Annotated in this window: 23 protein-coding genes; 9 read left to right on the top strand and 14 right to left on the bottom strand. The window is 68.2% G+C overall.

Translation table 11 applies throughout. The features are described from left to right. Window positions 1-1,524, top strand: a complete 1,524-nt coding sequence (locus G6N34_RS08930; RefSeq protein WP_085154914.1) for an alpha-(1->6)-mannopyranosyltransferase A — start codon at window positions 1-3, stop codon at window positions 1,522-1,524. Window positions 1,525-1,537: 13 nt separating this feature from the next. Here G6N34_RS08930 and G6N34_RS08925 read toward each other — a convergent pair whose 3' ends face one another. Further along, entirely contained in the window at window positions 1,538-1,942 is a 405-nt protein-coding gene (locus G6N34_RS08925) for an Rv2175c family DNA-binding protein (protein ID WP_085154912.1), read from the bottom strand. A 72-nt stretch (window positions 1,943-2,014) separates the two neighbouring features. Here G6N34_RS08925 and G6N34_RS08920 point away from each other — a divergent pair, with 72 nt between their 5' ends. Further along, window positions 2,015-3,202 (top strand): protein kinase domain-containing protein, encoded by a 1,188-nt coding sequence (locus G6N34_RS08920; RefSeq protein WP_085154926.1) that lies wholly within the window; start codon window positions 2,015-2,017, stop codon window positions 3,200-3,202. Here G6N34_RS08920 and G6N34_RS08915 read toward each other — a convergent pair. From G6N34_RS08915 to G6N34_RS08905, 3 genes are read right to left on the bottom strand one after another with little or no spacing between them, the layout of a single operon-like run. Beyond that, window positions 3,199-4,605, bottom strand: a complete 1,407-nt coding sequence (locus G6N34_RS08915) for a class II 3-deoxy-7-phosphoheptulonate synthase (RefSeq protein ID WP_085154910.1) — start codon at window positions 4,603-4,605, stop codon at window positions 3,199-3,201. The genes G6N34_RS08920 and G6N34_RS08915 overlap by 4 nt on opposite strands. A gap of 32 nt (window positions 4,606-4,637) precedes the next feature. After that, complete coding sequence (locus G6N34_RS08910) at window positions 4,638-5,147, bottom strand: polyadenylate-specific 3'-exoribonuclease AS (RefSeq protein WP_085154908.1); 510 nt, start codon at window positions 5,145-5,147, stop codon at window positions 4,638-4,640. Window positions 5,148-5,158: 11 nt separating this feature from the next. Further along, window positions 5,159-6,037 (bottom strand): hypothetical protein, encoded by an 879-nt coding sequence (locus G6N34_RS08905; protein ID WP_234813049.1) that lies wholly within the window; start codon window positions 6,035-6,037, stop codon window positions 5,159-5,161. A gap of 94 nt (window positions 6,038-6,131) precedes the next feature. Between G6N34_RS08905 and G6N34_RS08900 the strand changes: the two genes are divergently transcribed. Then, window positions 6,132-7,427 (top strand): glycosyltransferase 87 family protein, encoded by a 1,296-nt coding sequence (locus G6N34_RS08900; protein ID WP_085154905.1) that lies wholly within the window; start codon window positions 6,132-6,134, stop codon window positions 7,425-7,427. On the opposite strand, the gene G6N34_RS08895 is transcribed toward G6N34_RS08900, so the two are convergent. The 5 genes from G6N34_RS08895 to G6N34_RS08875 all read right to left on the bottom strand — a co-directional run bounded on the left by G6N34_RS08895 (window position 7,351) and on the right by G6N34_RS08875 (window position 10,742). After that, on the bottom strand, window positions 7,351-8,085 hold the full coding sequence (locus tag G6N34_RS08895) for a lysophospholipid acyltransferase family protein (RefSeq protein ID WP_085154903.1): 735 nt from the start codon (window positions 8,083-8,085) through the stop codon (window positions 7,351-7,353). The two genes, G6N34_RS08900 and G6N34_RS08895, sit on opposite strands and share 77 nt — an antisense overlap. A 120-nt stretch (window positions 8,086-8,205) precedes the next feature. Then, the gene (locus tag G6N34_RS08890; RefSeq protein ID WP_085154922.1) at window positions 8,206-8,571 is read right to left on the bottom strand and encodes a hypothetical protein; all 366 of its coding nucleotides are present in this window, start codon (window positions 8,569-8,571) and stop codon (window positions 8,206-8,208) included. Next, on the bottom strand, window positions 8,568-9,839 hold the full coding sequence (locus G6N34_RS08885; RefSeq protein WP_085154901.1) for an ArsA family ATPase: 1,272 nt from the start codon (window positions 9,837-9,839) through the stop codon (window positions 8,568-8,570). The genes G6N34_RS08890 and G6N34_RS08885 overlap by 4 nt, the downstream gene beginning before the upstream one ends. Beyond that, entirely contained in the window at window positions 9,836-10,270 is a 435-nt protein-coding gene (locus G6N34_RS08880; protein ID WP_085154899.1) for an SRPBCC family protein, read from the bottom strand. Before G6N34_RS08880 ends, G6N34_RS08885 begins: the two co-directional genes overlap by 4 nt. Window positions 10,271-10,349: 79 nt before the next feature. Continuing rightward, window positions 10,350-10,742: an SRPBCC family protein gene (locus tag G6N34_RS08875; RefSeq protein ID WP_085154897.1), complete on the bottom strand. Its 393-nt coding sequence runs from the start codon at window positions 10,740-10,742 to the stop codon at window positions 10,350-10,352. 138 nt (window positions 10,743-10,880) lie between these two features. Here G6N34_RS08875 and G6N34_RS08870 point away from each other — a divergent pair, with 138 nt between their 5' ends. Next, complete coding sequence (locus G6N34_RS08870) at window positions 10,881-12,677, top strand: AMP-dependent synthetase/ligase (RefSeq protein WP_085154895.1); 1,797 nt, start codon at window positions 10,881-10,883, stop codon at window positions 12,675-12,677. On the opposite strand, the gene G6N34_RS08865 is transcribed toward G6N34_RS08870, so the two are convergent. The 4 genes from G6N34_RS08865 to G6N34_RS08850 form a co-directional block, all read right to left on the bottom strand. Further along, the gene (locus tag G6N34_RS08865; RefSeq protein WP_085154893.1) at window positions 12,662-13,813 is read right to left on the bottom strand and encodes a glycosyltransferase family 4 protein; all 1,152 of its coding nucleotides are present in this window, start codon (window positions 13,811-13,813) and stop codon (window positions 12,662-12,664) included. The genes G6N34_RS08870 and G6N34_RS08865 overlap by 16 nt on opposite strands. 13 nt (window positions 13,814-13,826) lie before the next feature. Beyond that, window positions 13,827-14,705 (bottom strand): hypothetical protein, encoded by an 879-nt coding sequence (locus tag G6N34_RS08860; protein ID WP_085154891.1) that lies wholly within the window; start codon window positions 14,703-14,705, stop codon window positions 13,827-13,829. Further along, entirely contained in the window at window positions 14,668-15,804 is a 1,137-nt protein-coding gene (gene ripC, locus G6N34_RS08855) for a peptidoglycan hydrolase RipC (RefSeq protein ID WP_085154888.1), read from the bottom strand. The genes G6N34_RS08860 and ripC overlap by 38 nt, the downstream gene beginning before the upstream one ends. Window positions 15,805-16,003: 199 nt before the next feature. Next, the gene (locus G6N34_RS08850; protein ID WP_085154886.1) at window positions 16,004-16,246 is read right to left on the bottom strand and encodes a hypothetical protein; all 243 of its coding nucleotides are present in this window, start codon (window positions 16,244-16,246) and stop codon (window positions 16,004-16,006) included. Between the two features lie 173 nt (window positions 16,247-16,419). Here G6N34_RS08850 and G6N34_RS27955 point away from each other — a divergent pair, with 173 nt between their 5' ends. Further along, a complete protein-coding gene (locus G6N34_RS27955; RefSeq protein WP_276061099.1) occupies window positions 16,420-18,228 on the top strand; it encodes a DEDD exonuclease domain-containing protein in 1,809 nt (602 codons plus the stop codon). Here G6N34_RS27955 and trpD read toward each other — a convergent pair. Beyond that, on the bottom strand, window positions 18,212-19,318 hold the full coding sequence (trpD, locus tag G6N34_RS27950) for an anthranilate phosphoribosyltransferase (protein WP_109788631.1): 1,107 nt from the start codon (window positions 19,316-19,318) through the stop codon (window positions 18,212-18,214). The genes G6N34_RS27955 and trpD overlap by 17 nt on opposite strands. A 94-nt stretch (window positions 19,319-19,412) precedes the next feature. On the opposite strand from trpD, the gene ctaE reads away from it, so the two are divergent. Genes ctaE through qcrB form a run of 4 tightly spaced genes read left to right on the top strand, consistent with a single transcriptional unit; the run spans window position 19,413 to window position 23,715 of the window. Beyond that, window positions 19,413-20,024, top strand: a complete 612-nt coding sequence (gene ctaE, locus G6N34_RS08835) for an aa3-type cytochrome oxidase subunit III (RefSeq protein ID WP_085154884.1) — start codon at window positions 19,413-19,415, stop codon at window positions 20,022-20,024. Between the two features lie 33 nt (window positions 20,025-20,057). Next, window positions 20,058-20,891: a cytochrome bc1 complex diheme cytochrome c subunit gene (gene qcrC / locus G6N34_RS08830; RefSeq protein WP_085154882.1), complete on the top strand. Its 834-nt coding sequence runs from the start codon at window positions 20,058-20,060 to the stop codon at window positions 20,889-20,891. Next, entirely contained in the window at window positions 20,888-22,042 is a 1,155-nt protein-coding gene (gene qcrA, locus G6N34_RS08825; RefSeq protein WP_085154880.1) for a cytochrome bc1 complex Rieske iron-sulfur subunit, read from the top strand. Before qcrC ends, qcrA begins: the two co-directional genes overlap by 4 nt. Continuing rightward, a complete protein-coding gene (gene qcrB, locus G6N34_RS08820) occupies window positions 22,039-23,715 on the top strand; it encodes a cytochrome bc1 complex cytochrome b subunit (RefSeq protein WP_085154878.1) in 1,677 nt (558 codons plus the stop codon). Before qcrA ends, qcrB begins: the two co-directional genes overlap by 4 nt. Window positions 23,716-24,220: the final 505 nt, after the last annotated feature.

Raw genomic sequence — 24,220 nt, 5'->3', positions numbered from 1 at the left:
ATGGCAGACGCACCGACTGCGCCCCCCAACGGCCGCAGCGCAGCATTCGCACGACTGCGCGAGTTCAGCACCGCAGAAGAGGCTCGGCCCGCTCTGTTGGGCCTGCTCGGGGCCATGATGATCACCGCGGGAGGCCTCGGCGCGGGCAGCACCCGCCTGCACGATCCCGTCCTGGAGAGCCTGCACCTGTCGTGGCTGCGGTTCGGGCACGGCCTGGTGGTGTCGTCGCTGCTGCTGTGGTCGGGCGTCGCGCTCATGCTCGTGGCCTGGCTGTGGCTCGGACGCCGGGTCAGCGAAGGCGGTACGACCGTCTACACGATGGTGGCCACCACGGGGTTCTGGCTGGCGCCACTGCTGCTGTCGGTGCCGCTGTTCAGCCGCGACACCTACTCCTATCTCGCGCAGGGCGCCCTGCTCCGCGATGGCCTGGACCCCTACGCGGTGGGGCCGATCGAGAATCCGAATGCCCTGTTGGACAACGTGAGTCCGATCTGGACCACCACGACCGCGCCCTACGGTCCAGCGTTCATCCTGATCGCCAAGTTCGTCACGATGCTCGTCGGCGACAACGTCATCGCCGGAACCATGGTGTTGCGCCTGTGCATGCTGCCCGGCCTGGCCCTGCTCATCTGGGCGACGCCGCGCATCGCCCGGCACCTGAAGGCCGATCCGGCGGTGGCGCTGTGGATCTGCGTGCTCAATCCGCTGGTGATCATCCATCTGATGGGCGGCGTGCACAACGAGATGCTGATGGTCGGGCTGATGATGGCCGGAATCGCACTGACCTTCGCCCGCCATCCGGTCACGGGCATCACACTGGCCGCCGGGGCCGTCGCGGTCAAGGCCACCGCGGGATTGGCGCTGCCGTTCCTGGTCTGGGTGTGGATGCGGCAACTGCGCGAACGCCCGACGGGCGCGCTGCGCCGTCCCGTTCCGGCCTTCGTGGCCGCGGGTGCCGGATCCGTGGGAATCTTCGTCGCGGTGTTCGCGGTGACGTCCTGGCTGGCGGGCGTTGGTCTGGGCTGGCTGACCGCGCTGGCCGGGTCGGTGAAGATCATCAACTGGCTGACCGTGCCCACGGCCATCGCCAACCTGTCGAACGCCGTGGTCGGTCTGGTCTTCAACGTGAACTTCTACGCGGTGCTCGAGGTCACCCGGATCATCGGCATCGCGATCATCGCGGTGTCACTTCCGGTGCTGTGGTGGCGATTCCGGCACACCGACCGCGAAGCGCTGACCGGGATCGCCTGGGTCATGGGCGTAGTGGTGCTGTTCGTGCCCGCGGCACTGCCGTGGTACTACACGTGGCCGCTGGCGGTGATGGCGGCGCTGACGCAGTCACGGGCGTGGATCGCGGCGATCGCCGGATTCTCGACGTGGATCATGGTGATCTTCAAACCCGACGGCTCCCACGGCATGTACTCCTGGGTGCACGTGCTGCTGGCCACGGCATGCGGTGTCGCCGCGTGGTACTCACTGGCCCGGTGGCAGGGGCTGCGGGCCGAGCAGGACCAGGCTCAGTGAGGCCCCAGCCGGCTCAGTAAGCGAGCGCTTGGGCGCGCCGCAGCACTTCGCGCGCCTGATGGGAGTGCAAGGCGTCGACAGGGCGGGCGTTCTCCCGCACCTCCTTGGACCCGTTGAACGTCAGCGTCAGCGACGGATCCGGGGTGAACAACCACCGCAGGATCTCGGTTTCGCGGTAACCGCCGTCGCGCAACACGGCCAGGAGACCGGGCAGAAACTTGACCACGTGCCCCGAATCGCTGAAGAACACCTTCGGGATCACCACCGCGCCGTTGCGACGCAGCGCCACCAGGTGCCCGTCGCGCAGTTGCTGGTGCACCTTGGTCACCGTGACGCCGAGCATGTCAGCGACGTGGTTGAGGGCAAATACAGGTTCGTCCGGGTCGAGCACGTCGTCGCCGGCCGGAATGGTGCTCACGGGTCACAAGTGTAGGCATGTGCGCCAGAAGGTTTCTGCCAGGTTCCACTGTCCACCTACGATGACCCAGTGATGCCGAACGCTTCTGACGACCCGCTCGAGGGCGCACTGTTGGACGGCCGGTATCTGGTCGAGACCAGGATCGCCTCAGGTGGCATGTCCACCGTGTACCGCGGGGTGGACACCCGACTGGACCGGCCCGTCGCCTGCAAGGTCATGGACCCCCGATACGCGGGCGATCAGCAGTTCCTCACCCGCTTCCAGCGGGAGGCCCGCACGGTCGCGCGCCTCAAGGATCCCGGTCTGGTCGCCATCTACGACCAGGGCATCGACGGCAGGCATCCGTTCCTGGTGATGGAACTGGTCGAGGGCGGCACGCTTCGGGAACTGCTGCGCGAGCGCGGACCGATGCCACCGCACGCCGCCGCCGCGGTGCTGCGGCCAGTTCTGGGCGGACTGGCGGCAGCCCATCAGGCTGGCCTGGTGCATCGCGACGTCAAACCCGAGAACGTGCTGATCTCTGACGACGGGGACGTCAAACTCGTCGACTTCGGACTGGTCCGCGCCGTGGCCGAGGCCGGAATCACCTCAACCAGCGTGATTCTCGGCACCGCGGCCTACCTGTCCCCCGAGCAGGTCGCCAGCGGGAACTCCGACCCCCGCAGCGACGTCTACTCCGTCGGCGTGCTGGCCTACGAACTACTCACCGGCGCAACACCATTCACGGGTGACTCGGCGCTGGCCGTGGCGTACCAGCGGATGGACCACGACGTCCCCGCGCCCAGTTCCCAGATCGAGGGCGTCCCACCCGAGTTCGACGAACTGGTGCTGCGGGCGACCGCCCGCACGGCCGACGACCGCTATCCGGACGCCGCGGCGATGGCCGCGCACCTGGACGCGATCGCGGCCGACCTCCACCTGCCGGTGTTCAAGGTGCCATCGCCGCGCAACTCCGCGCAGCACGCGTCGGTCGCGCAAACCACCGCGAAACAGCCCCGCCCGGCGGCCAATCCCCCAATCCTGCCGGTGCGCAACCCCACTCGGGAGCTCACCCGCGGACCCGACGACTGGAATGAGCCGCTGGCCGCGGCCCCGGCCGAGCAGTTCGCGGGCATCGGCCTGGATGAGTTCGCCTGGGCGCGCCAACGGGCCCGCCGCAACACCGCGATCTGGTTGGTGATCGTGCTGGTGCTGACAGGGTCGGTCGCCGCGGGCGCGTGGGCCCTGGGCAGCAACCTGACGACGCTGCTGGGGAACTAGTCCCGCAGCATCTCCGCGACCAGGAACGCCAACTCCAGGCTCTGCTGGGTGTTGAGGCGCGGGTCGCAGGCCGTCTCGTAACGACCGGCCAGATCGGCGTCGGAGATGTCCTGGGCCCCGCCGAGGCACTCGGTGACGTTCTCCCCGGTGATCTCGACGTGGATGCCGCCCGGGTGGGTTCCCAGGGCGCGGTGCACCTCGAAGAAGCCCTGCACCTCGTCGACGATGCGGTCGAAGTGCCGAGTCTTGTATCCGGTGGACGCCTCATGGGTGTTGCCGTGCATGGGATCGCACTGCCAGATCACCTGATGCCCCGAGGTCTGCACCTTCTCGATGATCGCCGGGAGCACGTCGCGCACCTTGTGGTTGCCCATCCGGCTGATCAGCGTGAGCCTGCCCGGCACGTTGTGCGGGTCGAGTCGCTCGACGTACTCGAGCGCCAACTCCGGCGTCGTGGTCGGGCCGATCTTCACGCCGATCGGGTTGGCGATGACCTCGGCGAAGGCGATGTGGGCGCCGTCGAGTTGCCGCGTGCGCTCGCCGATCCACAGGTAGTGGGCCGACAGGTCGAACAACTTGGCCGGCTCACCCTCCACCGCGCCCTCGTCGGCATCGTCGGCCAGGCGCAGCATGGCGCGTTCGTAGTCGAGCACCAGGGCCTCGTGGCTCGCGTAGATCTCGGCGGTGTCGAGGTTGCGATCGTTGACGCCGCAGGCGCTCATGAACCGCAGCGCGCGATCAATCTCCCCCGCCAGCGCCTCGTACCGCGCGCCGGCCGGCGAGGTGCGGACGAACTCGCGGTTCCAGTCGTGCACCAGGTTCAGCGAGGCCAGGCCCGACGCGGTGAGCGCGCGCACCAGGTTCATCGCGGCGCTGGCGTTGGCGTAGGCACGCACGAGTCGCGACGGATCGTGTTCGCGCACCGCGGCGTCGGGCGCGAAGCCGTTGACCATGTCACCGCGGTAGGACTTCAGCCCCAGCGCGTCGGTGTCCGAGGATCGCGGCTTGGCGTACTGACCCGCGATACGGGCCACCTTCACCACCGGCATGCTCGAGCCGTAGGTCAGCACCACGGCCATCTGCAGCAGCGCGCGGATGTTGGCCCGGATGTGGGGTTCGGTGTTGTCGGCGAAGGTCTCGGCGCAGTCGCCGCCCTGCAGCAGGAAGGCCTCACCGCGGGCGACGGCGCCCAGCTGCTCCTGCAGCTTCTGAACCTCGCGCGGGACCGTGATCGGCGGCACGCTCTCAAGCACCGTGCGCATGGCCGCGGCCTGGCCTGCGTCCCAGCTCGGCTGCTGCAGTGCGGGCTTCGCCAGCGCCGAGTCCAGTCGTTTGCGCAGGTCATCCGACAGCGGCGGCAACGACGGCAACTGGTCGATGGGTACGTCGACGGTCCAGTTCACCCGACCATGGTAACCGGGCCGCACAGCGGTCCTTACCAGCCCGACCTGCGCTGAAACCCACCCTCGAGTTCGGCCATGATCTGGTATCGACGCAGGTTGTGGCGCGCATCGACCAGGGCGTCGTGCGTGTCATGAGGACGCGGGGGCATCCGCGGCGAACCGAGGTCCTCCCACACTTGACGCAACTCGCGGGTGAACCGCGGAATCTGCGGCGGCAGATGGGTCATCGGCCCCCACAGCTGACACAGCGCGACGTGGTCGTAGGCCGCTACCCACGCCCACAGCTCGATGGGCTCGTCGCCGTCGATGCCCAGGAAGTCCTCGAGGTCCTCCCGAATCCGGCGCCGCGAACGCCACAGCTGCGACGACGGCGGCGGCAGCTTCGGCAGCACGTTGGTCTTGACCCATTTCCCGGCCTGCTCAGCCGGGAATTCGTTTGACACGCCGTAATATTCACGACCGTCCTCGGCCACCACCCCGATCGAGATCAGCTCGATGGTGCGCCCGTTGTCGATGAACTCGGTGTCGTAGAAGAACCGCACGTCGTGAAACCCTATCCAGCCACAACCTGCGGCGGTGGCGCGGCCGCATGGATCTGGAGATCCAACTGCGCGTCGACCGCGTCGTCGTCGGGGAATCGCGGCATCCCGGCGATCACGCTCTGCAGCCACAGGTTGGCCTGCACGACGGGCCGCCGGAGTCGACGCTCACGCTCCAGCGCGCGCCGCATCTTGCGCGGATGGTCGGTGTAGCGCCACCGCGCCCAGGGCGCGTGCGGACGTGACAGGCGCAGCGCGCCCACCACGAGAAGCGGCGGAATACCCATGCCGACCAGGCCCGTCCACACCTTGCCCTTGGAGAGCACCACGACGGCGAGCGCGAGGCTGCCCACGGCCCAGGCCACCACCACCGCACGAACCCACCACGACGTGTCGGCACGCCAGACGTCGACGTCGAAGAACGCCAGCGGGTTGAACCCCATGACCAGCAGACCCGCCACCGCGATCGCCACGAACACCGCATCGACCGAGGTCCGGCCGTCCTCCGACCAGTACACGTCCTGCAGGTGCAGGATGAGCGCGAACTCGTCGAGCACCAGCGCGGCGCCGATCCCGAACACCACCGCGGCCGCGGTGAACTCCCGAGTTCCGCCGTCGACCGCCAGCGTCACCATCGTCACGCCCGAGACCAGCACCAACACGACGCCGATCACGACGTGATGCAGGTGAAACCCCCCGCCGCCGTCACCGACCGACATATTCCTCGGCTGCCACCAGCGCTTCGGTTTGTCGCTGTCGGCGGTCGCCCGGATATATCGCACGATGCACCGGGTAATGAAGAACGTGATGATGAACGAGATCAGGCACCAGACCAGTGGTTCACGCCCGGGCGCGATGAACGCGAACTGGATGTCCAGGAACGTCTCAGGCACGCCCGGAAACTTACGCGTCGGAAGCCCCGTTCGCGGTGCACACCCCGCGTGGGTGTCCGTGTCGGCGGTCGGCCCCCGATAGGCTGTTCGAGACATGAGTAACAGGCGCTGGCCCGGTGTGGGCGTTCAGTCCACCCGCGGGCGACGCGGCGCGTGGCAGGTGTTCACGCTCGCGGCGCTGGCAGCGTTCGGCTATGCGGCGTGGCGACTGTTCCGCGACGTGCCCTACCGCATCGACATCGACGTTTACCGCATGGGCGGGCGGGCGTGGCTGGATGACCGCGCGCTCTACAGCGACGGCGCGGTGTTCCACACCGTGGGCGGCATCGATCTGCCGTTCACCTATCCCCCGCTCGCGGCCATCTCCTTCAGTCCCTTCGCATGGCTGTCGCTGCCGGGTGCCAGCGTCGCGATCACCGCGACGACGCTGATCCTTCTGGTGGTGTCGACGGCGATCGTGTTGACCCGACTGCGGGTTGATGACCACCCGGGACGGCGCTGGCAGGTGATCGTGCTGGCGATGGCGCTCGTCGCGCCGGCCGCGCTCTGGCTGGAACCGGTGCGGTCCAACTTCGACTTCGGCCAGATCAACGTCGTGCTGATGACGCTGGTGATCGCGGACTGCGTGCCACGGCGGACGCCGTGGCCGCGCGGACTACTGCTGGGCCTGGCGATCGCGCTCAAGCTCACCCCGGCGGTGTTCCTGGTGTACTTCGTGCTGCGCCGCGACGTGCGGGCCGTGCTTGTGGCGTTCGCGTCCTTCGCGGGTGCCACCGTGATCGGTTTCGTGCTGGCCTGGCAGGACTCGATCGAGTACTGGACCAGGACCGTGCGCAACACGGACCGGATCGGCACCGCGACGCTGAACACCAACCAGAACATCTCGGGCGCACTGGCCAGGCTGGGGCTGGCTGAGGACTTCCGGTTCGTGTTGTGGACGCTGGCGTGCTTCGCGGTGCTCGGGCTCACGGTGTGGGCAGGCAGGCGCGTGCTCGTCGCCGACGAACCCGTGCTGGCGCTGATCTGTGTGGCGATGTTCGGGCTGGTGGTCTCGCCGGTGTCGTGGTCGCACCACTGGGTGTGGGTGCTGCCGACGCTCGTCGTGTGCGCCGTGGCGGCGTGGCGTCACCGCAGCGCCGCGCTGGCCGTGGTGACTGCCGTCGGCTGCGCGCTGATGATCTGGACGCCGATCGACCTGCTGCCCGAACACCAGGAGGCCGCGGCCGCATGGTGGCGCCAACTCGTGGGCGGTTCCTACGTGTGGTGGGCGCTGGCGGTCATCCTCGTCGTCGGTCTGACCGTGACGACGCGGGTCAGCCCGCGGCCGACTCCGGAAGACGCGACGACGCCGTCGCCTGACCATTCTGAGCAGGCCCTGCCGCGTTCTTGAGGCTGGCCGCGTAGAGGTCGACGTACTCCTGGCCCGAAAGCTCCATCAGTTCGTAGATGACCTCGTCGATCACGGCGCGCTCGATGAAGCGATTTCCAGCCATGCCCTCGAACCGGCTGAAGTCCATCGGCTTACCGAACCGGACGGTCACCTGGCCGAACCGCAGGCCCTTCTTTCCCGGCGGGTTGACGACATTGGTGCCGATCATGGCCACGGGAATCACCGGGACGCCGGTCTGCAGCGCGAGGCGCGCCAAGCCGGTCTTGCCCTTGTACAGCCGGCCGTCCGGGGAGCGGGTGCCCTCGGGGTACATGCCCAGCAGCTTGCGCTCGCCCAGGATGCGCGCCGCGGTGTCCAGAGCGGCTTGAGCCGAGTCGGCGTCGGTGCGATCGATCGGAACCTGGCCGACGACGGTGTAGAACCATGCCAGGACGCGACCCTTGATGCCGGTGCCCGTGAAGTACTCCTGCTTGGCCAGGAAGGTGATCCGTCGACGCACGACCAGCGGCAGATAGAAGCTGTCCATCACGGCCAGGTGATTGCTCGCCAGGATCGCCGGGCCGTCGGCCGGAAGGTGCTCCAGTCCTTCGACTTTGGGGCGCCCGATCAGGGCGAGCAGGGGGCCCAGCAGGATGTACTTGAACAGCCAGTACCACATGGAACTCGAACCCTCCCGCTGATTTTCGGACGCACACCGGTCGGGCGCACACCGGCCCTGCTTCGCGCCAACTCTACCCATCGCACCCTGATGCGACCACAGGGCGTGAACGCGAGGGACCTACTCCTCGACCGTGACCGGGATCGGTTCGTAGCGTCCGCGCGACGGGCCGGACCCGGACGGGGGTTCTGGCGGGCTGGGCGGTTCCGGCGCGGTGTCCCCAGCCTGGTCGACGAGCGCGCGGATGACGGCCAGCAGCCCGACGCTGTGCTCGGCGATGACGCTGATCAGCGGATGCTCCTCGCCGGTCACCAGGGCCGCCAGCGCACACACCGGGCACCACACCTGCTGGCACCGGCCCGGTCCCGCGCCCGCGCGGGCCGCGGCCAGCAGCGCGGCACTGCGCACCGCGGGATCGATGCGGTCGAGGATCGCCTGCGCCAGTTGGCGCAGCTCCGGCCCGAGATCGGAGTGCTCACCGCTCACTGAGGCCACACCTCCGGGTTGGGTCTGAACCGCACAGTCAGTTCGGTTCCTTTGAGCTGAGCGCCAATCACAATGCAACGCCGAAGCACCGACGCCAGCTTCACACGCCGGCGCATACCACCCACACCGATGATCAGATCGTCGTCGACTCGGCCCAAACTCAGGGATCCCGAGTCCACGTGAGGCAACTCTAATCGCATGCGGTAGACCGAGCCGAGTCCCGTTCCCGACTCCAGGTCCACGACCGGACGCAGCGGTCCCGGCGGCGCGGACCCGTCGCGTCGGCGCACGGAGTCGAGAAGATCACCGAGGGCCTTCGGCCCGATGGGCTCGCCGGGCAGATGCGGTGCCAGGACCAGCGCAGAAGCACCGATGGTGGTCGACAGCTCGTCGAGGACGGCCTGCTGCTCGGCGATGCGCTCGGAATACCAGTCGAACGCCGGGTGGTCGGGCAGGTTGCGGTACTCGTAGGAATCATCTTGCAGCAGAACCTGATTGACGATCAGCGTGGACACCCGCACGCCCATGAGCGTCAACGACCCCAGGGTGCGGGCGGCTTCGGCGGCCACCACGCGCTCGGGCGTGAGCACCAGATGCGCGCCGACTGCCGACTCGTCCGTCAACAGCGAGGACAGCCGCTCGACGGCGGCGCTGATCCGTTCCAGCAGCGACACGACCGCGCCGGCGGCCCCACCGTCGCCGACGACGGAGAGCCTGCGGTGCCGCGGCCAGGCCCGCTCGACGTACAGCCCGAAGGTCGACGGCAGGGTCAGCATGCGCAGTGCATCCGCGGTCGACGCGCAGTCGACGACGAGGTGATCCCACTGCCCGGAGTCGGCCAGCTCGGCGACCTCGGCGAGCCCGAGCACCTCCTGGATGCCCGGCAACGCCGAAAGCTCTTCGGGTGCAACGTCACCCAGTTCCGATTCGGGGAACTGGGCGGCCAGCGGGGTGGCGATCTCACGCCACCGAGACTCGAGCAGCGCCAACGTGTCCAGCGCCAGCGCGTCGAGCAGGCCGCCGCCTGCGTCGAGATCGTCGGTGAACACCCGGACCGGGTTGCGCGCACCTGTGGGCGGCACGGCCACACCGAGGACGTCGCCGAGCGAATGCGCCTGATCGGTGGAGATCGCGAGCACCCTCTCCCCGGCGCGCGCGTCACGCACCGCGGTGGCGCAGGCCAGCGTCGACTTACCGACCCCACCCTTGCCGACGAACAGGCTGATCCGGGCGCGGCCAGCGACTGCGGACTCGGCGACTTCGCTCAGCCCTCGACTCTTTTCTTCAGGTCCTTCAGGGCGGTGTCGGTGAGCCTGCGTTCGGCCTTGCGTTTGAGCAGTCCGATCATCGGGATCTGCAGATCCACCGAGAGTTCGTAGGTGACATCCGTTCCAGAACCCTTGGGTTCCAACCGATATGCACCGTCGAGGGCTTTCAGGAGCGTGCTGGACACCAGCGACCAGCGGACCGACTTCTTGTCGGCGGGCCAGTCGTAGGACAGCACCATGGTGTCGCGAAGCACCGCGGCGTCGAGCACCAGGCGGGCCGTCTTCGGATACCCCTCGTCGTCAGCCTCGAGGACTTCGGTCTCCTTGTACTCCTTGACCCACTCGGGATAGGTGGCGATGTCGGCGATCGCGTTCATCACCGTGCCGGGATCCGCGTCGATGTAGATGGTCTGCGTCGTCTTGTCCGCCACGTGAACTGCCTAACCTCGTCCCCTGCACTTCCCCGCCTTTGAGGTAAAACGGTACCCCGCCCCTCGCCGACTCGGCCCCTCAACCGGCCTGCGGCGCCGCTCCCACAGGTCGTCCCGCTTCAAGCCTGGACTTGATCTCGAACGCCATCTTCTTACCCGCCACCCTGCGCCGATGGACGAGTTTGGGCAGGTTCAGCCTGGCCAGATCGCGCGCCGAGGCGCCCGCGGGTTCTGCGTGAAGGAAATAGTGCAGGAGCACCCCGTCGAGCACAGGTTCGAGCCAGATCTCCATCGACCCGGTCAGCGGGCCCGCCACGGTCCAGCGGATGCCGGCGTCACCGCGTTCCTCGATCACCTGCAACTGCAGATCCGGCCACCAGCGGCGCCACTGCGCAGGATCGGCGATGACCTTGCCCACCCGCTGTGGCGATGCCGCGACGAAGGTCTCGTCGGCCACCTGGATGCTGTTCATGGCCCTAGCTTCACACACGCCCCAGCCCGGTCCACGACACCCCCCGGGGCCGCAGGTCACGGTGAGGACTGTCACATCTGGCCGAGGGCCGCAGACTAGGCTGAACGAAATATCGGTCAACCGGAGAGGCCTCGACCATTGCGTGAGTTAAGTGTTCCCGCGTCGTTCGAAGTCGGCGAGCACGACAACATCGTCAGCGCCGTTTTCGAGCACGAGCGTGACGACCCCGACCATGTGATCTACCAGCGGCTCATCGATGGCGAGTGGCGTGACGTCACCGCCGCCGAGGCGGCCGCCCTGGTGCGGTCCGCGGCCCAGGGCCTGATCGCCCAGGGTGTGGTGCCCGGCGATCGGGTGGCCATCCTGTCGGCCACCCGTTTCGAATGGGCGATCCTCGATTTCGCCATTCTGTCCGTCGGCGCGTTGACGGTGCCCATCTACGAGACCTCCTCGGCCGAGCAGGTGCGCTGGGTTCTCTCTGACTCCGGTGCGGTGGTGCTGTTCGCCGAGTCCGACGCGCACGCGGCGACGGCTGCTGCACTGATCGACGAACTGCCGGACCTGCGCCGCGTGTTCCACCTCGACGGTGGCGGCCTCGACGAACTCATCGCCGCGGGCGCCCAGGTGGATCCGGCCGAGGTCACGGCCCGCATCGCGAACATTCGCGCCACCGATCCGGCGACCCTGATCTACACCTCGGGCACCACCGGCAGGCCCAAGGGCTGCCAGTTGACGCACTCCAACCTGATCTACGAGATCCGCGGCTCCAAGGACAGCCTGCCTGACCTGCTGGCGAAGGGGCAGCGCCTGCTGGTGTTCCTGCCACTGGCCCACGTGCTGGCTCGTGCCATCACCATCGGTGCGTTCCACAACAAGGTGACCGTCGGCTTCACCAGTGACATCAAGAACCTGGTGCCGATGTTCGGCGTGTTCAAGCCGACCATCGTCGTGTCGGTGCCGCGGGTGTTCGAGAAGGTGTACAACACCGCCGAGCAGAACGCGACCAACGACGGCAAGGGCAAGATCTTCGCGATCGCCGCGCAGACCGCGATCGACTACAGCGAGGCACTGGACACCCCGGGCGGGCCCGGGCTGCTGCTCAAGCTCAAGCACGCGGTGTTCGACAAACTGGTGTACGGCAAGCTCAAGGCCGCCCTCGGCGGCGACTGCAGAGCCTCGATCTCCGGCGGCGCCCCGCTGGGTGCCCGCCTGTGCCACTTCTACCGCGGCGTGGGCCTGACCATCTACGAGGGCTACGGGCTGACCGAGACCAGCGCCGCGATCACCGTCAACCGAGTCGGCGACATGAAAGTCGGCACCGTCGGAAAGCTGTTGCCCGGCAACAGCATGCGGCTCGCCGAGGATGGTGAGCTGCTGGTCTCCGGCGGTGTGGTGTTCAACGGCTACTGGCGCAACGAGGAGGCCACGGCCGAGGCGATCGTCGACGGTTGGTTCCGCACCGGCGACCTCGGTGAGGTCGACTCCGACGGCTTCCTGAAGATCGTCGGACGCAAGAAGGAGATCATCGTCACCGCAGGCGGCAAGAACGTCGCACCGGCCGTGCTCGAGGACCAGCTTCGGGCGCATCCGCTGATCAGCCAGGCGATGGCTGTGGGCGACGCCCAGCCGTTCATCGCGGCGCTCATCACGATCGATACCGATGCCTTTGTGGGCTGGAAGAATCACCACCGCAAGGACCCCGCCGCGTCGGTGGCCGACCTCGCGAACGATCCGGATCTGACCGCCGAGGTGGACCGCGCGGTCAAGGAGGCCAACCAGGCGGTGTCCGCGGCCGAGGCCATCCGCAAGTTCCGGATCCTGCGGGTCGACTTCACCGAGGACACCGGCGAGCTCACCCCGACCATGAAGGTCAAGCGCAAGGTGGTGGCGGAGAAGTTCGCCGAGGAGATCGAGGCGATCTACCGCAAGGACTGATCCAGCAGGCCCGACATCCGGGCCGCCATGGTGTCCCACTGCCACTCGGCCAGCACCCACTCGCGACCGCGCGCGCCCATCGCGGCGGCGCGGTCGGGGTCGGCCAGCAGGTCGGCGACCGCGTCGACGATCCCGTCCAAGGAATGGCCGTCGACGACGGTCCCGGTCTGGCCGTCGAGCACGGTCTCCGGCGCACCACCCGAGGTGCCCGCGACGACGGGCACTCCGGTCGCCGACGCCTCCAGGAACACGATGCCCAGGCCCTCGACGTCCAGGCCCGCTCCCCTGGTCCGGCACGGCATCGCGAAGACATCACCCAGCGCATAGTGCCCGGCCAGTTCGCGCGACGGCACGCCCGCGGTGAACACCACGTGCTCGGCCACGCCGTGTTCGTGGGCCAGTTTCTCGAGCGTTTCGCGGTAGGGGCCGCCGCCCACGATCACCAGGACCGCGCCGTCGATGCGCTGCCGGATCCGCGGCAGCGCGCGAATCAGCATGTCCTGCCCCTTCCGCGGCACCAGGCGCGATACGCACACCACGGTCGGGCGATCCCCGAGGCCGTAGCGGGCGCGCAGTTCAGCGCGCGCCGCCGGATCGGGGGCGAACCGCTGCGCGTCGACGCCGGGCGGAAGGTGTTCCATGGCCGCGTGCGCGCCGAACGCCGAGGCGAAGCGCCCGCGCGTGTACCTGCTGACGTAGGTGATGACGTCGGCGCCGTCTCCGATGCGGCGCAGCGCCGAGCGCGCGACGGGAAGCATCGACCAGCCCACTTCGTGGCCGTGTGTGCTCGCGATGACCGTGCTCGCGCCCGCGCGGCGGGCCCGCGGGGCGAGCAGGGCCAGCGGCGCCGCGGCCCCGAACCACACCGTCTCGACCTCGTGGCGTTCGATCAGATCACTCATCCGGGACTCGACCGTGGGAACCGGGAGCATCAGCGTCCCGGGATGCCGCACCACCCGGTATCCCGCGGCTTCGGCCCGTTCGTCGAACTCCGGTGCGTCCTTCCAGCGCGGCGCGTAGACCGTCAGGTCGTGCTCACCCGTGGCGGCCAACCGCACCACGAGTTCTTCGAGATAGGACTGAATGCCCCCGCGCCGCGGTGGAAAGTCGTTGGTCACCAGCAGGACTCGGGTCATATGCCTGCCGATGTTAACGGGGCCCGGCAGCAGCGGCCAGCCAGCCACGCCACTGATCGAGCAGGCCTGTGGGGTCGGTGCCGGTGACCTGGCGCAGCGCGGTGTCGGTGTCGCGGTGGCCTTGACCGGCGGCCGCGGTGTAGAGATCCCGCAGGGCGGGCTCGCCGTACCGGTCGGCGATGAAGCGCGCGAACAGCCAGGCGCGGTCGTAGGCCTCAGAAAGCTGCGGGCCCTGCGCGGCGAAGTCGGCGTCCGACGGCAGCCGGGTCGGCGGGGGCAGATGCGGAACGGGACCGGTTCGGGCGACGTAGTCCGCGACGCCCTCGGTGATCCACCGCGGCGCGTCGGTCGCGGTGTCGGTTCGGGCCGCGTAGTGGAACAGCTCGTGGGTCAGGACCAATCGCAGGGCCTCATCGGTCATCCGGCCGGCACCGGGGCTTAAGACGATGCGTTGACCTTCGGCCGTCCGCCGGAGGGGATCGACGGCGTCTGCCACCGCGACCGCGGCCATTCCGGAGGGCGCACCCGGCGCCGCGGCTGCGAACTCGGCGTCGGTGCCCGTCGCAACCACGACGATCTCATCGGACCAGTCGGTGCCCCAGAAGCGTTCCACGCGTGGGGCGCTCAGGACGAGGTCGGCTTCGGCGCGGCGCAGCACGGCGTCTGTCGCCTCCCCACCAAGGCTCAGCGAAGTGACGGTGCGGCCATCCCCGACGGTCACCTTCTGCGCCGACGGCACGGATACGGGTGTCGGTGCGGTGTCGTGCGGTGCTCGAGTCAGCAGGAGAAGGGCCAGCGCGGCGACAACGGCCACCACGGCACCGACGGCCACGGGCCATCGGCGCCGGAGACGATCAGTAGCGGCGGGCGTTGTAGAACGGTCCGGCACCATCCAGCGGCACCACCTTGACCGGGACGCCGTAGGTGGAGGCGTGGACCACCATTCCGTCACCGACGTAGATGCCGGTGTGGGAGGCATCCGAGTAGAAGTTCACGACGTCGCCGGGTTGCAGTTCCCCACGGGAGACGGGTTGACCACCGCGGGCCAGCGCCTGGCTGGAGTGCGGCAGCGCGATACCGGCCTGCTGGAACGCCCACATCACCAGGCCCGAGCAGTCAAATGCGCCGGGACCCGAACCGCCCCACGAATACGGCGATCCCACGCGGGTGAGCGCGGCCTGCACGGCCACCACACCCTGGCCGTTACCGGGCATCGCCGGCAGCGCCGCATCCGGCGCCAAATCACCTGGCGGGACACCCTCGGGTGCCTGGGCCAGCACATCGGGCCCTGGCGGTGCCTCGGGGGCCGGCGGGACCGGACCGGGCTCGGCGAGAGCAACCCGCTGCTCGGGGGTCAGCGCCTCGTACTGCGATCGGACGACCGCGATCTTCAACTGCAGTTCGCTCTGCTTCGACTGCAGGTCGGCGCGCACTGCGGCGGCCTGCTCGGCCGCGGTCTTGGCCTCGGCAGCGGACTTGGCGGAGGCCGCCTCGGCGGCGACGGCCTGCTCGCTGACCCGGCGGTAGTTCCCCATCTGTGCCCCGACCTCGGCGGCCATGACCCGCTGCACGGACAGCTTGTCGATCAGGCCCTGCGGAGACTCGGCGGTGAGGATGGCGTTGAAGCCCGACGTGCGCCCGCCCATGTACATGGCGGCGGCGAACTTGTTGACGCCGGACTGGAAGATCGCAAGCTCGGTCTGCGCAGCGGCCATCGAGGCGCGGTCGGCGGCGAGTCTGCGGTCCGCGGCGCCCTGGGCCTCGAGTTTGGCGTTCAGGTCGAGTTGGGCGCTGTGCATCGCCTCGGTGGTCTGCTCGGCCTGCCGCGAAAGTTCGTTCAACTTTGCCAGCGCATCGTCTTGCGGGTCAGCGTGCGCGCTGGAGGCGAGTGCTCCGCTGAGGACGGTGAGTGCGGCGAGTGTGCCGATGGCGGTTTTCTTGAGGGGTCGCCTGATGTTCCGATCGCCCCATCGCCTGCCGTCAAACCTCAAGATTTGCGTCCTTAAACTGCCTTTGAGTGCGTGAGCGATGCGTGGATCTCGCCCAACCGCACCGCCGCCGAAACGCCTTAGGTCTCGAATAGGTTACGAAACGGCATCGGCGTTGTCCATCAGGAGACCTAAATTTAACAGCACTCAGTGCCAGAAATCGCGCTGCCGCGCCCGGCCCCGGCTGAACACCTGCTGTGAATCACGCGACGCCGGGCTGCTGGCCGCGGTGGATCGGAACCAGGCGCAAGCGGGGCGCGAGGCCGGCCTCGGCAAGCACTTCGAGCGCCGCACGCTCATCGGCCAGCAATGTCTCAGGCACTCCAAGAAGCACGCTGACCACACATTCTCGGCATCCGAGGCCGCGCACAGCACAGTCGTCACAGTCGATGACGACGGGTTCGGGCGCATCGTCACGGCCCCAGGAGTTCTCGTTTTGTCGCATTGGTGTTGTCCCACTTCCTCCGTTGGTCTGCTGCGTTTCGCACGCTAACCGAGGGCACCGACAACATCCGTCACATTCTTATCCGCCCACAGCCGCCCGGATCCGCGACACGAGCCCCGCTCGACTTCGGTTCTCCCGGATTCTGTCGCCCCCAGCCTCTAACGTGATCGAACGTGAGTTCGGACAAGTCGGCACAGCTGAGCTTCGCCGACCTCGACCCCGCGGCGGATCTGCCGCTGCGCGCCATCACGTTCGTCGTGGTGGACCTCGAGACCACCGGGGGGCGCGCCACCGCCAAAGATCCGGGCGGTCACTGCGATGCCATCACCGAGATCGGCGCGGTCAAGGTGTGTGGCGGTGAGGTGCTCGGAGAATTTGCCACACTTGTCGATCCCGGGCGCGCGATTCCACCGCAGATCGTCCATCTGACCGGCATCACCACCGCAATGGTGCGGGACGCACCGACCATCGACGCCGTGCTGCCGATGTTCCTCGAGTTCTGCCGCGGCGCGGTGCTGGTGGCCCACAACGCCGGCTTCGACATGGGCTTCCTGCGGGCCGCCGCCGCGCAGTGCGAGCTGCCGTGGCCGCGGCCGCCGGTCCTGTGCACGGTGCGGTTGGCCCGCAGAGTGCTCACCCGAGAGGAGGCGCCCAGCGTCCGCCTAGGGGAACTCGCGCGACTGTTCCGCACCAGCACGACCCCCACTCACCGCGCCCTCGACGATGCGCGGGCCACCGTCGACGTGCTGCACGGCCTGATTGACAGGGTCGGCAACCAGGGCGTGCACACCTATCCCGATCTGCGTGCCTTCCTCCCCGACGTCACGCCCGCGCAACGGCGCAAACGCGGTCTCGCGTCCACCCTGCCCAATCGTCCCGGGGTCTATCTGTTCCGCGGCCCCTCGGGCGAAGTGCTCTACGTCGGGACGGCCGTCGACCTGCGTCGTCGCGTCACCCAATACTTCAACGGCTCGGATCCCCGCGGCCGGATGCGCGAGATGGTGGCCCTGGCCGAGGCGGTCGATCATGTCGAATGCGCGCACGGTCTCGAGGCTGGCGTGCGGGAACTGCGCCTGCTCGCCGCACATGCTCCGCCCTACAACCGGCGCTCCAAGTTTCCGCACCGATGGTGGTGGATCACGTTGTCCGACGAGGCATTTCCGCGCTTCACCGTCGTCCGCACACCGGGCGAACGCCACACCCTCGGCCCCTTCCGGGCCCGCGCCGACGCCGCCGCGACGGCGGCGCTGCTGGCGCGGTTCACCGGCGTCCGCACGTGCACCAACCGTCTCGGCCGCTCAGCCCGGCACGGTCCGTCCTGCCCCGAACGGGAGGTGGCGGCGTGCCCGGCACCCCGAGACGTCAGCGCGCAGGAGTACGCGCCCGCGGTCAGCCGTGCCGTCGCGGTGCTCACCGGCATCGACGACACCCCGCTGGCCGCGGCCGTCGCGCACGTCGACGCGCTCGCCGAGCGCGGACTCTACGAAAGCGCGGCGCGGTTACGCGATCAGGCCGCGACCGCGATCGACACCTCGGTCCGCGGGCAACGCCTGGCGGCGCTGACGGCGGTCGACGAGCTTGTCGCCGCGGCGCCCGACGGGGCCGGCGGCTGGCAGTTGGCGGTGGTCCGACGCGGCCAACTGGCCGCCGCGGGCAGAGCACCACGCGGTGTCCCCCCGATGCCCGTGGTCGAGGCGTTGTGCGCGGGGGCACAGACGATCCTGGCCGAACCGGCCCCGCTGGGCGGTGCGCTGGTCGAGGAGGTGGGACTGGTCGCGCGCTGGCTGACCACGCCCGGCACCAGGATCGTGCACAGCAGTCAGGGCTGGACGTCGCCCGCGGGCGGCGCAGGCCGCTGGTCCCGCTGGGCGGCGGCGGCACGTTCGGCCCGGCTCGCCGCCGAGCAGTACGTCGAACCGGCCGCCGAGATCACGCCCGTGCCGAAAACCGTTGCACGGACGCCGATCACAGCCGTTGGGTGAACTTCACCCACTTCGCGAGAAGCTGACCGGCGGCGCCGGAGTCGATCGCGTCGGCCGCGCGCTGCAGGCCCGACTCCCACGACGGCAGCCATTCGGCGGAACTGGTCAGGCCCGCATGGGCCACCATCGCCCCGGCCGCGTTGAGCACCACGGCGTCGCGCACCGGGCCCTTCGCGCCGGAGAACACCGACCGCGCCTCGGCCGCATTGCTCTCGGCGTCACCGCCGAGCAGTTCCGACAGCTGGGCGCGCGGGAAGCCGAAGCCGGCCGGGTCGAAGGTCAGCCGGTCGATCGTGCCAGCCTGCACACGCCAGATCGTCGACGTCGTGGTGGTGGTCAATTCATCGAGTCCGTCGTCACCGTGGACGACCAGCACGCTGCAACGCCGCGCGGCGAACACCCCGGCCATCACCTCGGCCAAGTCCGCGAACGCACAGCCGATCAGGCCCGCCCGCGGGCTCGCCGGGTTCGTGAGCGGCCCAAGCAGATTGAAGACCGTCGGCACCGCGATCTCGCGTCGCGCCGCACTCGCGTGCCGCAACGAGGGATGGAACTGCGGCGCGAAGCAGAAGCCGATACCCACCTCCTCGACACAGCGGGCGACATCGTCGGGTCCGAGGTCGATGCGCACACCGAGCGCTTCGAGGGTGTCGGCGCCACCGGACAGCGACGACGCGGCGCGGTTACCGTGCTTGATCACCGGCACGCCGGCCGCGGCCACCACGATGGCCGCCATGGTGGACAGGTTGACGGTGTTGGCCCCGTCACCGCCGGTGCCGACGATGTCCACGGTCTCGGTGCCGATCCGATCGGTGGGCACCTTCCGCGCATGCGACAACATCGTGTCGGCGAGCTCGCTGACTTCGGCCGGCGTCGGACGCTTCATCTTCATCGAGACTCCGAACGCAGCGATCTGTGCCGGGGTTGCCGCCCCGGTCATGATCTGATCCATCGCCCAGGCTGCCTCACCCGGCGCCAGCGGCTGCAGTTCTGTGAGGCGGCTCAGGATGCCGCGCCATGTCGGGGCGGCGGGATCCGGTCGGGTTTCGGTATCAGTCACGAACCGATATTCCCACGTCGGGACCCGCATGCGGCAAGCGGGAGGCGCCCCCCGAACACGACACTCATCGCTAAAACCATCCCCGGGTGGAGATCGACAACTACAAAGCGTCATACTTCTTGGTGTGACGACCGCTGTGGGTACCTCAGGGACTGCAATCACGTCGCGCGTACATTCGCTGAACAGGCCGAATATGGTTTCTGTCGGCACCATCGTGTGGCTTTCGAGTGAACTCATGTTCTTCGCCGGCCTCTTCGCGATGTACTTCACTGCGCGCGCACAAGCCGGTGGCGACTGGCCACCACCCCCCACGGAGTTGAACCTCGCGCTGGCTGTACCGGTGACCCTGGTGCTGATCGCGTCGTCGTTCACCTGCCAGATGGGTGTGTTCGCCGCTGAGCGCGGCGACGTCTTCGGGTTGCGCCGGTGGTACACCATCACCCTGGCGATGGGCACGTTCTTCGTGCTCGGCCAGGCGTATGAGTACGTCCACCTCGTGCAGCACGGAACGACGATCCCGGGCAGTGCGTACGGCACGGTGTTCTACCTGGCCACCGGCTTCCACGGCCTGCACGTCATCGGCGGTCTCATCGCCTTCGTGCTGCTGCTGGCACGCACGAGGATGAGCAAGTTCACGCCTGCGCAGGCCACTGCTGCGATCGTGGTGTCGTACTACTGGCACTTCGTCGACATCGTGTGGATCGCGCTGTTCGCCGTCATCTATTTCGTCCGTTAGTCAAGCGCTGTGATGAACAGGAGTGCTCGGTTGATGATCTCGCGTTTGATCGGATCGACCAGCGGTGACCGGTCCCGGCGGCGATTGCGCCGCCGGTTGACGGCCGGAATGCTGCTGCTGGTGGCCCTGGGTCTGGCCGGCGGAATGGCCGCAGTGCTGACCCCCAAGCCACAGGTTGCAGTCGCCGACGAATCGCAGTCGGCTCTGCTCCGCAACGGCAAGCAGCTGTACGACACGTCGTGCATCAGCTGCCACGGCGCCAATCTGCAGGGTGTCGCCGATCGCGGCCCCAGCCTGATCGGCGTCGGCGAAGCCGCAGTCTGGTTCCAGGTGTCGACGGGCCGCATGCCCGCGATGAGCCTCAACGCTCAGGCCCCGTCGAAGCCGGCGAACTTCGATGAGAACCAGATCGACGCGTTGGGTGCCTACATCCAGGCCAACGGCGGCGGACCGCTGGTGGTTCGTGATGAGAACGGCCAGATCGCACAGGAGTCGCTGACCGGCGGAAACCTCGCCCGAGGTGGCGACCTGTTCCGCCTGAACTGTGCCTCGTGCCATAACTTCACCGGTCAGGGCGGCGCCCTGTCCTCGGGCAAGTACGCCCCGGCCCTTGGGCAGGCCAACCCGCAGGTGATCTACACCGCGATGCTCACGGGCCCGCAGAACATGCCCAAGTTCTCCGACCGGCAGCTGAGCCCGGAGGAGAAGAAGGACATCGTCAGCTACGTCCGGAACGCCGCCGAGACCCCCAGCCCCGGTGGCTACGGGTTGGGCGCCTTGGGCCCCACCTCTGAGGGAATGGTGATCTGGATCGTCGGCATGGTGGCGATGATCGGTGTGGCGATGTGGATCGGGGCACGAGCATGAGCGACGCGACTGGCGCGCAGCAGCCGACTGACGAGCAGTTGGCATCGATGTCACGCGAGGAACTTCTGGCCCTGGGCGGCCAGAAGGACGGCGTGGACATCATCTACAAAGAGGAGCGCTGGCCCGTCGAGGGCACCCGCGCCGAGAAGCGCGCCGAGCGCAGCGTCGCCGGTTGGCTCCTCCTGGGTGGCCTCAGCGGCCTCGCACTGCTGGTGGTCTTCCTGTTCTGGCCGTGGCAGTGGGACCCGAACAGCATCTGGTACAACCTCGCGACCCCGATGTACGGCCTGACCTTCGGCCTGTCGATCCTGTCGATCGGCATCGGCGCGGTGCTCTACCAGAAGAAGTTCATTCCTGAGGAGATCACCGTCCAGGACCGCCATGACGGTGCGTCGAGCGAGTTCGACCGCAAGACCGTGGTGGCCAACCTCTCCGACGCGCTCGAGGGCTCAACCATCAAGCGTCGCAAGATGATCGGCGCTTCGCTCGGGCTCGGACTCGGAGCGTTCGGCCTCGGCACCCTGGTGGCGTTCGCCGGCGGTCTGATCAAGAACCCGTGGAAGCCCGTCGTGCCGACCGCCGAGGGCAAGAAGGCCGTGCTGTGGACCTCGGGGTGGACCCCGCGCTACGCAGGCGAGACCATCTACCTCGCCCGCGCGACCGGTGACGGCCACGCCCCGTTCGTCAAGATGCGCCCGGAGGACCTCGACGCCGGCGGCATGGAGACCGTGTTCCCGTGGCGTGAGGCCGACGGTGACGGCACCACTCCCGAATCGCACCACAATCTGGCCAAGATCCAGATGGGCGTGCGCAACCCCGTGATGCTCATCCGCATCAAGCCGCAGGACATGCACAAGGTCGTCCGGCGGCAGGGTCAGGAGAGCTTCAACTTCGGTGAGTTCTTCGCCTACACCAAGGTGTGCTCGCACCTGGGCTGCCCCTCGTCGCTGTACGAGCAGCAGACCTACCGCATCCTGTGCCCGTGCCACCAGTCGCAGTTCGACGCGCTTCATTTCGCAAAGCCCACGTTCGGACCCGCGGCCCGTGCCCTGGCACAGCTGCCCATCACGATCAACACCGAGGGCTACCTGGTGGCCAACGGTGACTTCATCGAACCTGTCGGCCCGGCCTTCTGGGAGCGCAAATCATGAGTTCGGCAATCGGTGAGCGGCTGGCCAAGCAGGGTGACGCGATGGACTCGCGGTATCACCCGTCCGCGGCGGTCCGGCGACAGCTCAACAAGGTCTTCCCCACCCACTGGTCCTTCCTGCTGGGTGAGATCGCCCTCTACAGCTTCATCGTCCTGTTGATCACCGGCGTCTACCTGACGCTGTTCTTCGACCCGTCGATGGCTGAGGTCACCTACCAGGGCGTGTACCAGCCCCTGCGCGGCATCGAGATGTCGCGGGCCTACGCCTCGGCCCTGGACATCAGCTTCGAAGTCCGCGGCGGTCTGTTCGTCCGGCAGATCCACCACTGGGCGGCCCTGCTGTTCGCGGCGTCGATCATGGTGCACCTCGCGCGCATCTTCTTCACCGGCGCATTCCGCCGACCGCGTGAGGCCAACTGGGTCATCGGCTCGCTGCTGCTGATCCTGGCGATGTTCGAGGGTTACTTCGGCTACTCGCTGCCCGACGACCTGCTGTCCGGCATCGGCCTGCGCGCCGCGATGAGCTCGATCAGCCTGGGCATGCCGGTCATCGGCACCTGGTTGCACTGGGCACTGTTCGGCGGCGACTTCCCCTGTGGCGGCGTCGGCAACGACTGCTCGATCGGCATCTTCATCCCGCGTATGTACGCGCTGCACATCCTGATCATCCCGGGCATCATCCTGGCGCTGATCGGTGCGCACATGGCGCTGGTGTGGTTCCAGAAGCACACGCAGTTCCCCGGCCCCGGCCGCACGGAGACCAACGTCGTCGGCGTGCGTGTCATGCCGGTGTTCGCCGTCAAGTCCGGCGCGTTCTTCGCGATGGTCACCGGCATCCTCGGCCTCATGGGCGGTCTGCTCCAGATCAACCCGATCTGGGACCTGGGCCCCTACCGGCCCTCGCAGGTGTCCGCGGGTTCGCAGCCTGACTTCTACATGATGTGGACGGAAGGCCTGGCGCGTATCTTCCCGCCGTGGGAGCTCTACCCGTTCGGCCACACCATCCCCGCCTCGACGTGGGTGGCGCTGCTCATGGGTCTGGTGTTCGGCCTGCTGATCGCGTGGCCGTTCCTGGAGAAGAAGTTCACTGGCGACTACGCCCACCACAACCTGCTGCAGCGTCCGCGTGATGCACCGGTCCGCACGGCGATCGGCGCCATGGCCATCGCGCTCTACATGGTGTTGACCCTCTCCGCGATGAACGACGTCATCGCGCTGAAGTTCCACATCTCGCTGAACGCGACCACGTGGATCGGCCGCATCGGCATGGTGGTCGTCCCGCCGCTGGTGTACTTCATCGCCTACCGCTGGGCCATCGCGCTGCAGCGCAGCGACCGCGATGTGCTTGAGCACGGCATCGAGACGGGCATCATCAAGCGGCTGCCGCACGGTGCCTACATCGAGCTGCATCAGCCGATCGGCCCGGTCGATGACCATGGTCATCCGATTCCGCTCGAGTACCAGGGCGCGGCACTGCCGAAGAAGATGAACAAGCTCGGCTCCGGTGGTGCACCGGGTTCCGGCAGCTTCCTGTTCGCCGATCCTGTCTCCGAGGACCGGGCGCTGACCGACGCCGCACACGCGGCCGAGCACAAGGCGCTCACGGCCCTGAAGGAATACCAGGACAACGAGCACGGCACGGGCAACGGGCACGGAAACGGGCACGGGCACTAGCCGACTCAGCACCGAACGCGATCGGGGCCGTCACCTTTGAGGTGGCGGCCCCGATCGCTTTCTGCATTGAGCCCGATCGCTTTCTGCGTTGAGCTGGTGGCACTCCCCTCCCCCGCTGTGGCTCACGCGGCTCTCATTTGTGCGGAATTGCAGCAGATTTCGGCCAGAAGCATGCAATTCCGCACAAAACCAGGCCGGCGCAGGTCACCCGGGCGGCAGTCGGCGTCGATCTCCGCGTCGGTGAGGGTCCAGCCAGTGCCGTGCGTAAGAACGAACCCCCGTCGCCGAGTGCGCGTCGCAGGGGCGAGACGTGGGTCTGGAGCGGCTTGGCAGCGGTGCGCGGAGCATACGCGGCCCCACAGCGGATCGATGAGTGTGTCACCGGGAACGACGGCGCCGCCGTACAACCCGGGCATCGTCAGGATGGAACGCGGCTTGGCGAAAGGGATCGCGACCGGAAGCCCGAACTGCCGGAAACGCAGAGGGCCCAGGACCCCGAGCTGCA

The organism is Mycolicibacterium confluentis, assembly GCF_010729895.1.
GTDB classification, from domain to species: domain Bacteria; phylum Actinomycetota; class Actinomycetes; order Mycobacteriales; family Mycobacteriaceae; genus Mycobacterium; species Mycobacterium confluentis.
The sequence above is the reverse complement of the archived record's forward strand: the minus strand, read 5'-3'. Positions and strand labels throughout refer to the sequence as shown.

Coding starts and splice junctions, on each gene's coding strand:
- trpD (WP_109788631.1), bottom strand. CDS start 19,318: ATGCGGGTCCCGACGTGGGAATATCGGTTCGTGACTGATACCGAAACC.
- G6N34_RS08850 (WP_085154886.1), bottom strand. CDS start 16,246: ATGCGACAAAACGAGAACTCCTGGGGCCGTGACGATGCGCCCGAACCC.
- G6N34_RS08875 (WP_085154897.1), bottom strand. CDS start 10,742: ATGAACAGCATCCAGGTGGCCGACGAGACCTTCGTCGCGGCATCGCCA.
- G6N34_RS08860 (WP_085154891.1), bottom strand. CDS start 14,705: ATGGTGCCGGACCGTTCTACAACGCCCGCCGCTACTGATCGTCTCCGG.
- qcrA (WP_085154880.1), top strand. CDS start 20,888: ATGAGCGACGCGACTGGCGCGCAGCAGCCGACTGACGAGCAGTTGGCA.
- qcrC (WP_085154882.1), top strand. CDS start 20,058: ATGATCTCGCGTTTGATCGGATCGACCAGCGGTGACCGGTCCCGGCGG.
- qcrB (WP_085154878.1), top strand. CDS start 22,039: ATGAGTTCGGCAATCGGTGAGCGGCTGGCCAAGCAGGGTGACGCGATG.
- G6N34_RS08900 (WP_085154905.1), top strand. CDS start 6,132: ATGAGTAACAGGCGCTGGCCCGGTGTGGGCGTTCAGTCCACCCGCGGG.
- G6N34_RS08930 (WP_085154914.1), top strand. CDS start 1: ATGGCAGACGCACCGACTGCGCCCCCCAACGGCCGCAGCGCAGCATTC.
- G6N34_RS08865 (WP_085154893.1), bottom strand. CDS start 13,813: ATGACCCGAGTCCTGCTGGTGACCAACGACTTTCCACCGCGGCGCGGG.
- G6N34_RS08920 (WP_085154926.1), top strand. CDS start 2,015: ATGCCGAACGCTTCTGACGACCCGCTCGAGGGCGCACTGTTGGACGGC.
- G6N34_RS08895 (WP_085154903.1), bottom strand. CDS start 8,085: ATGTGGTACTGGCTGTTCAAGTACATCCTGCTGGGCCCCCTGCTCGCC.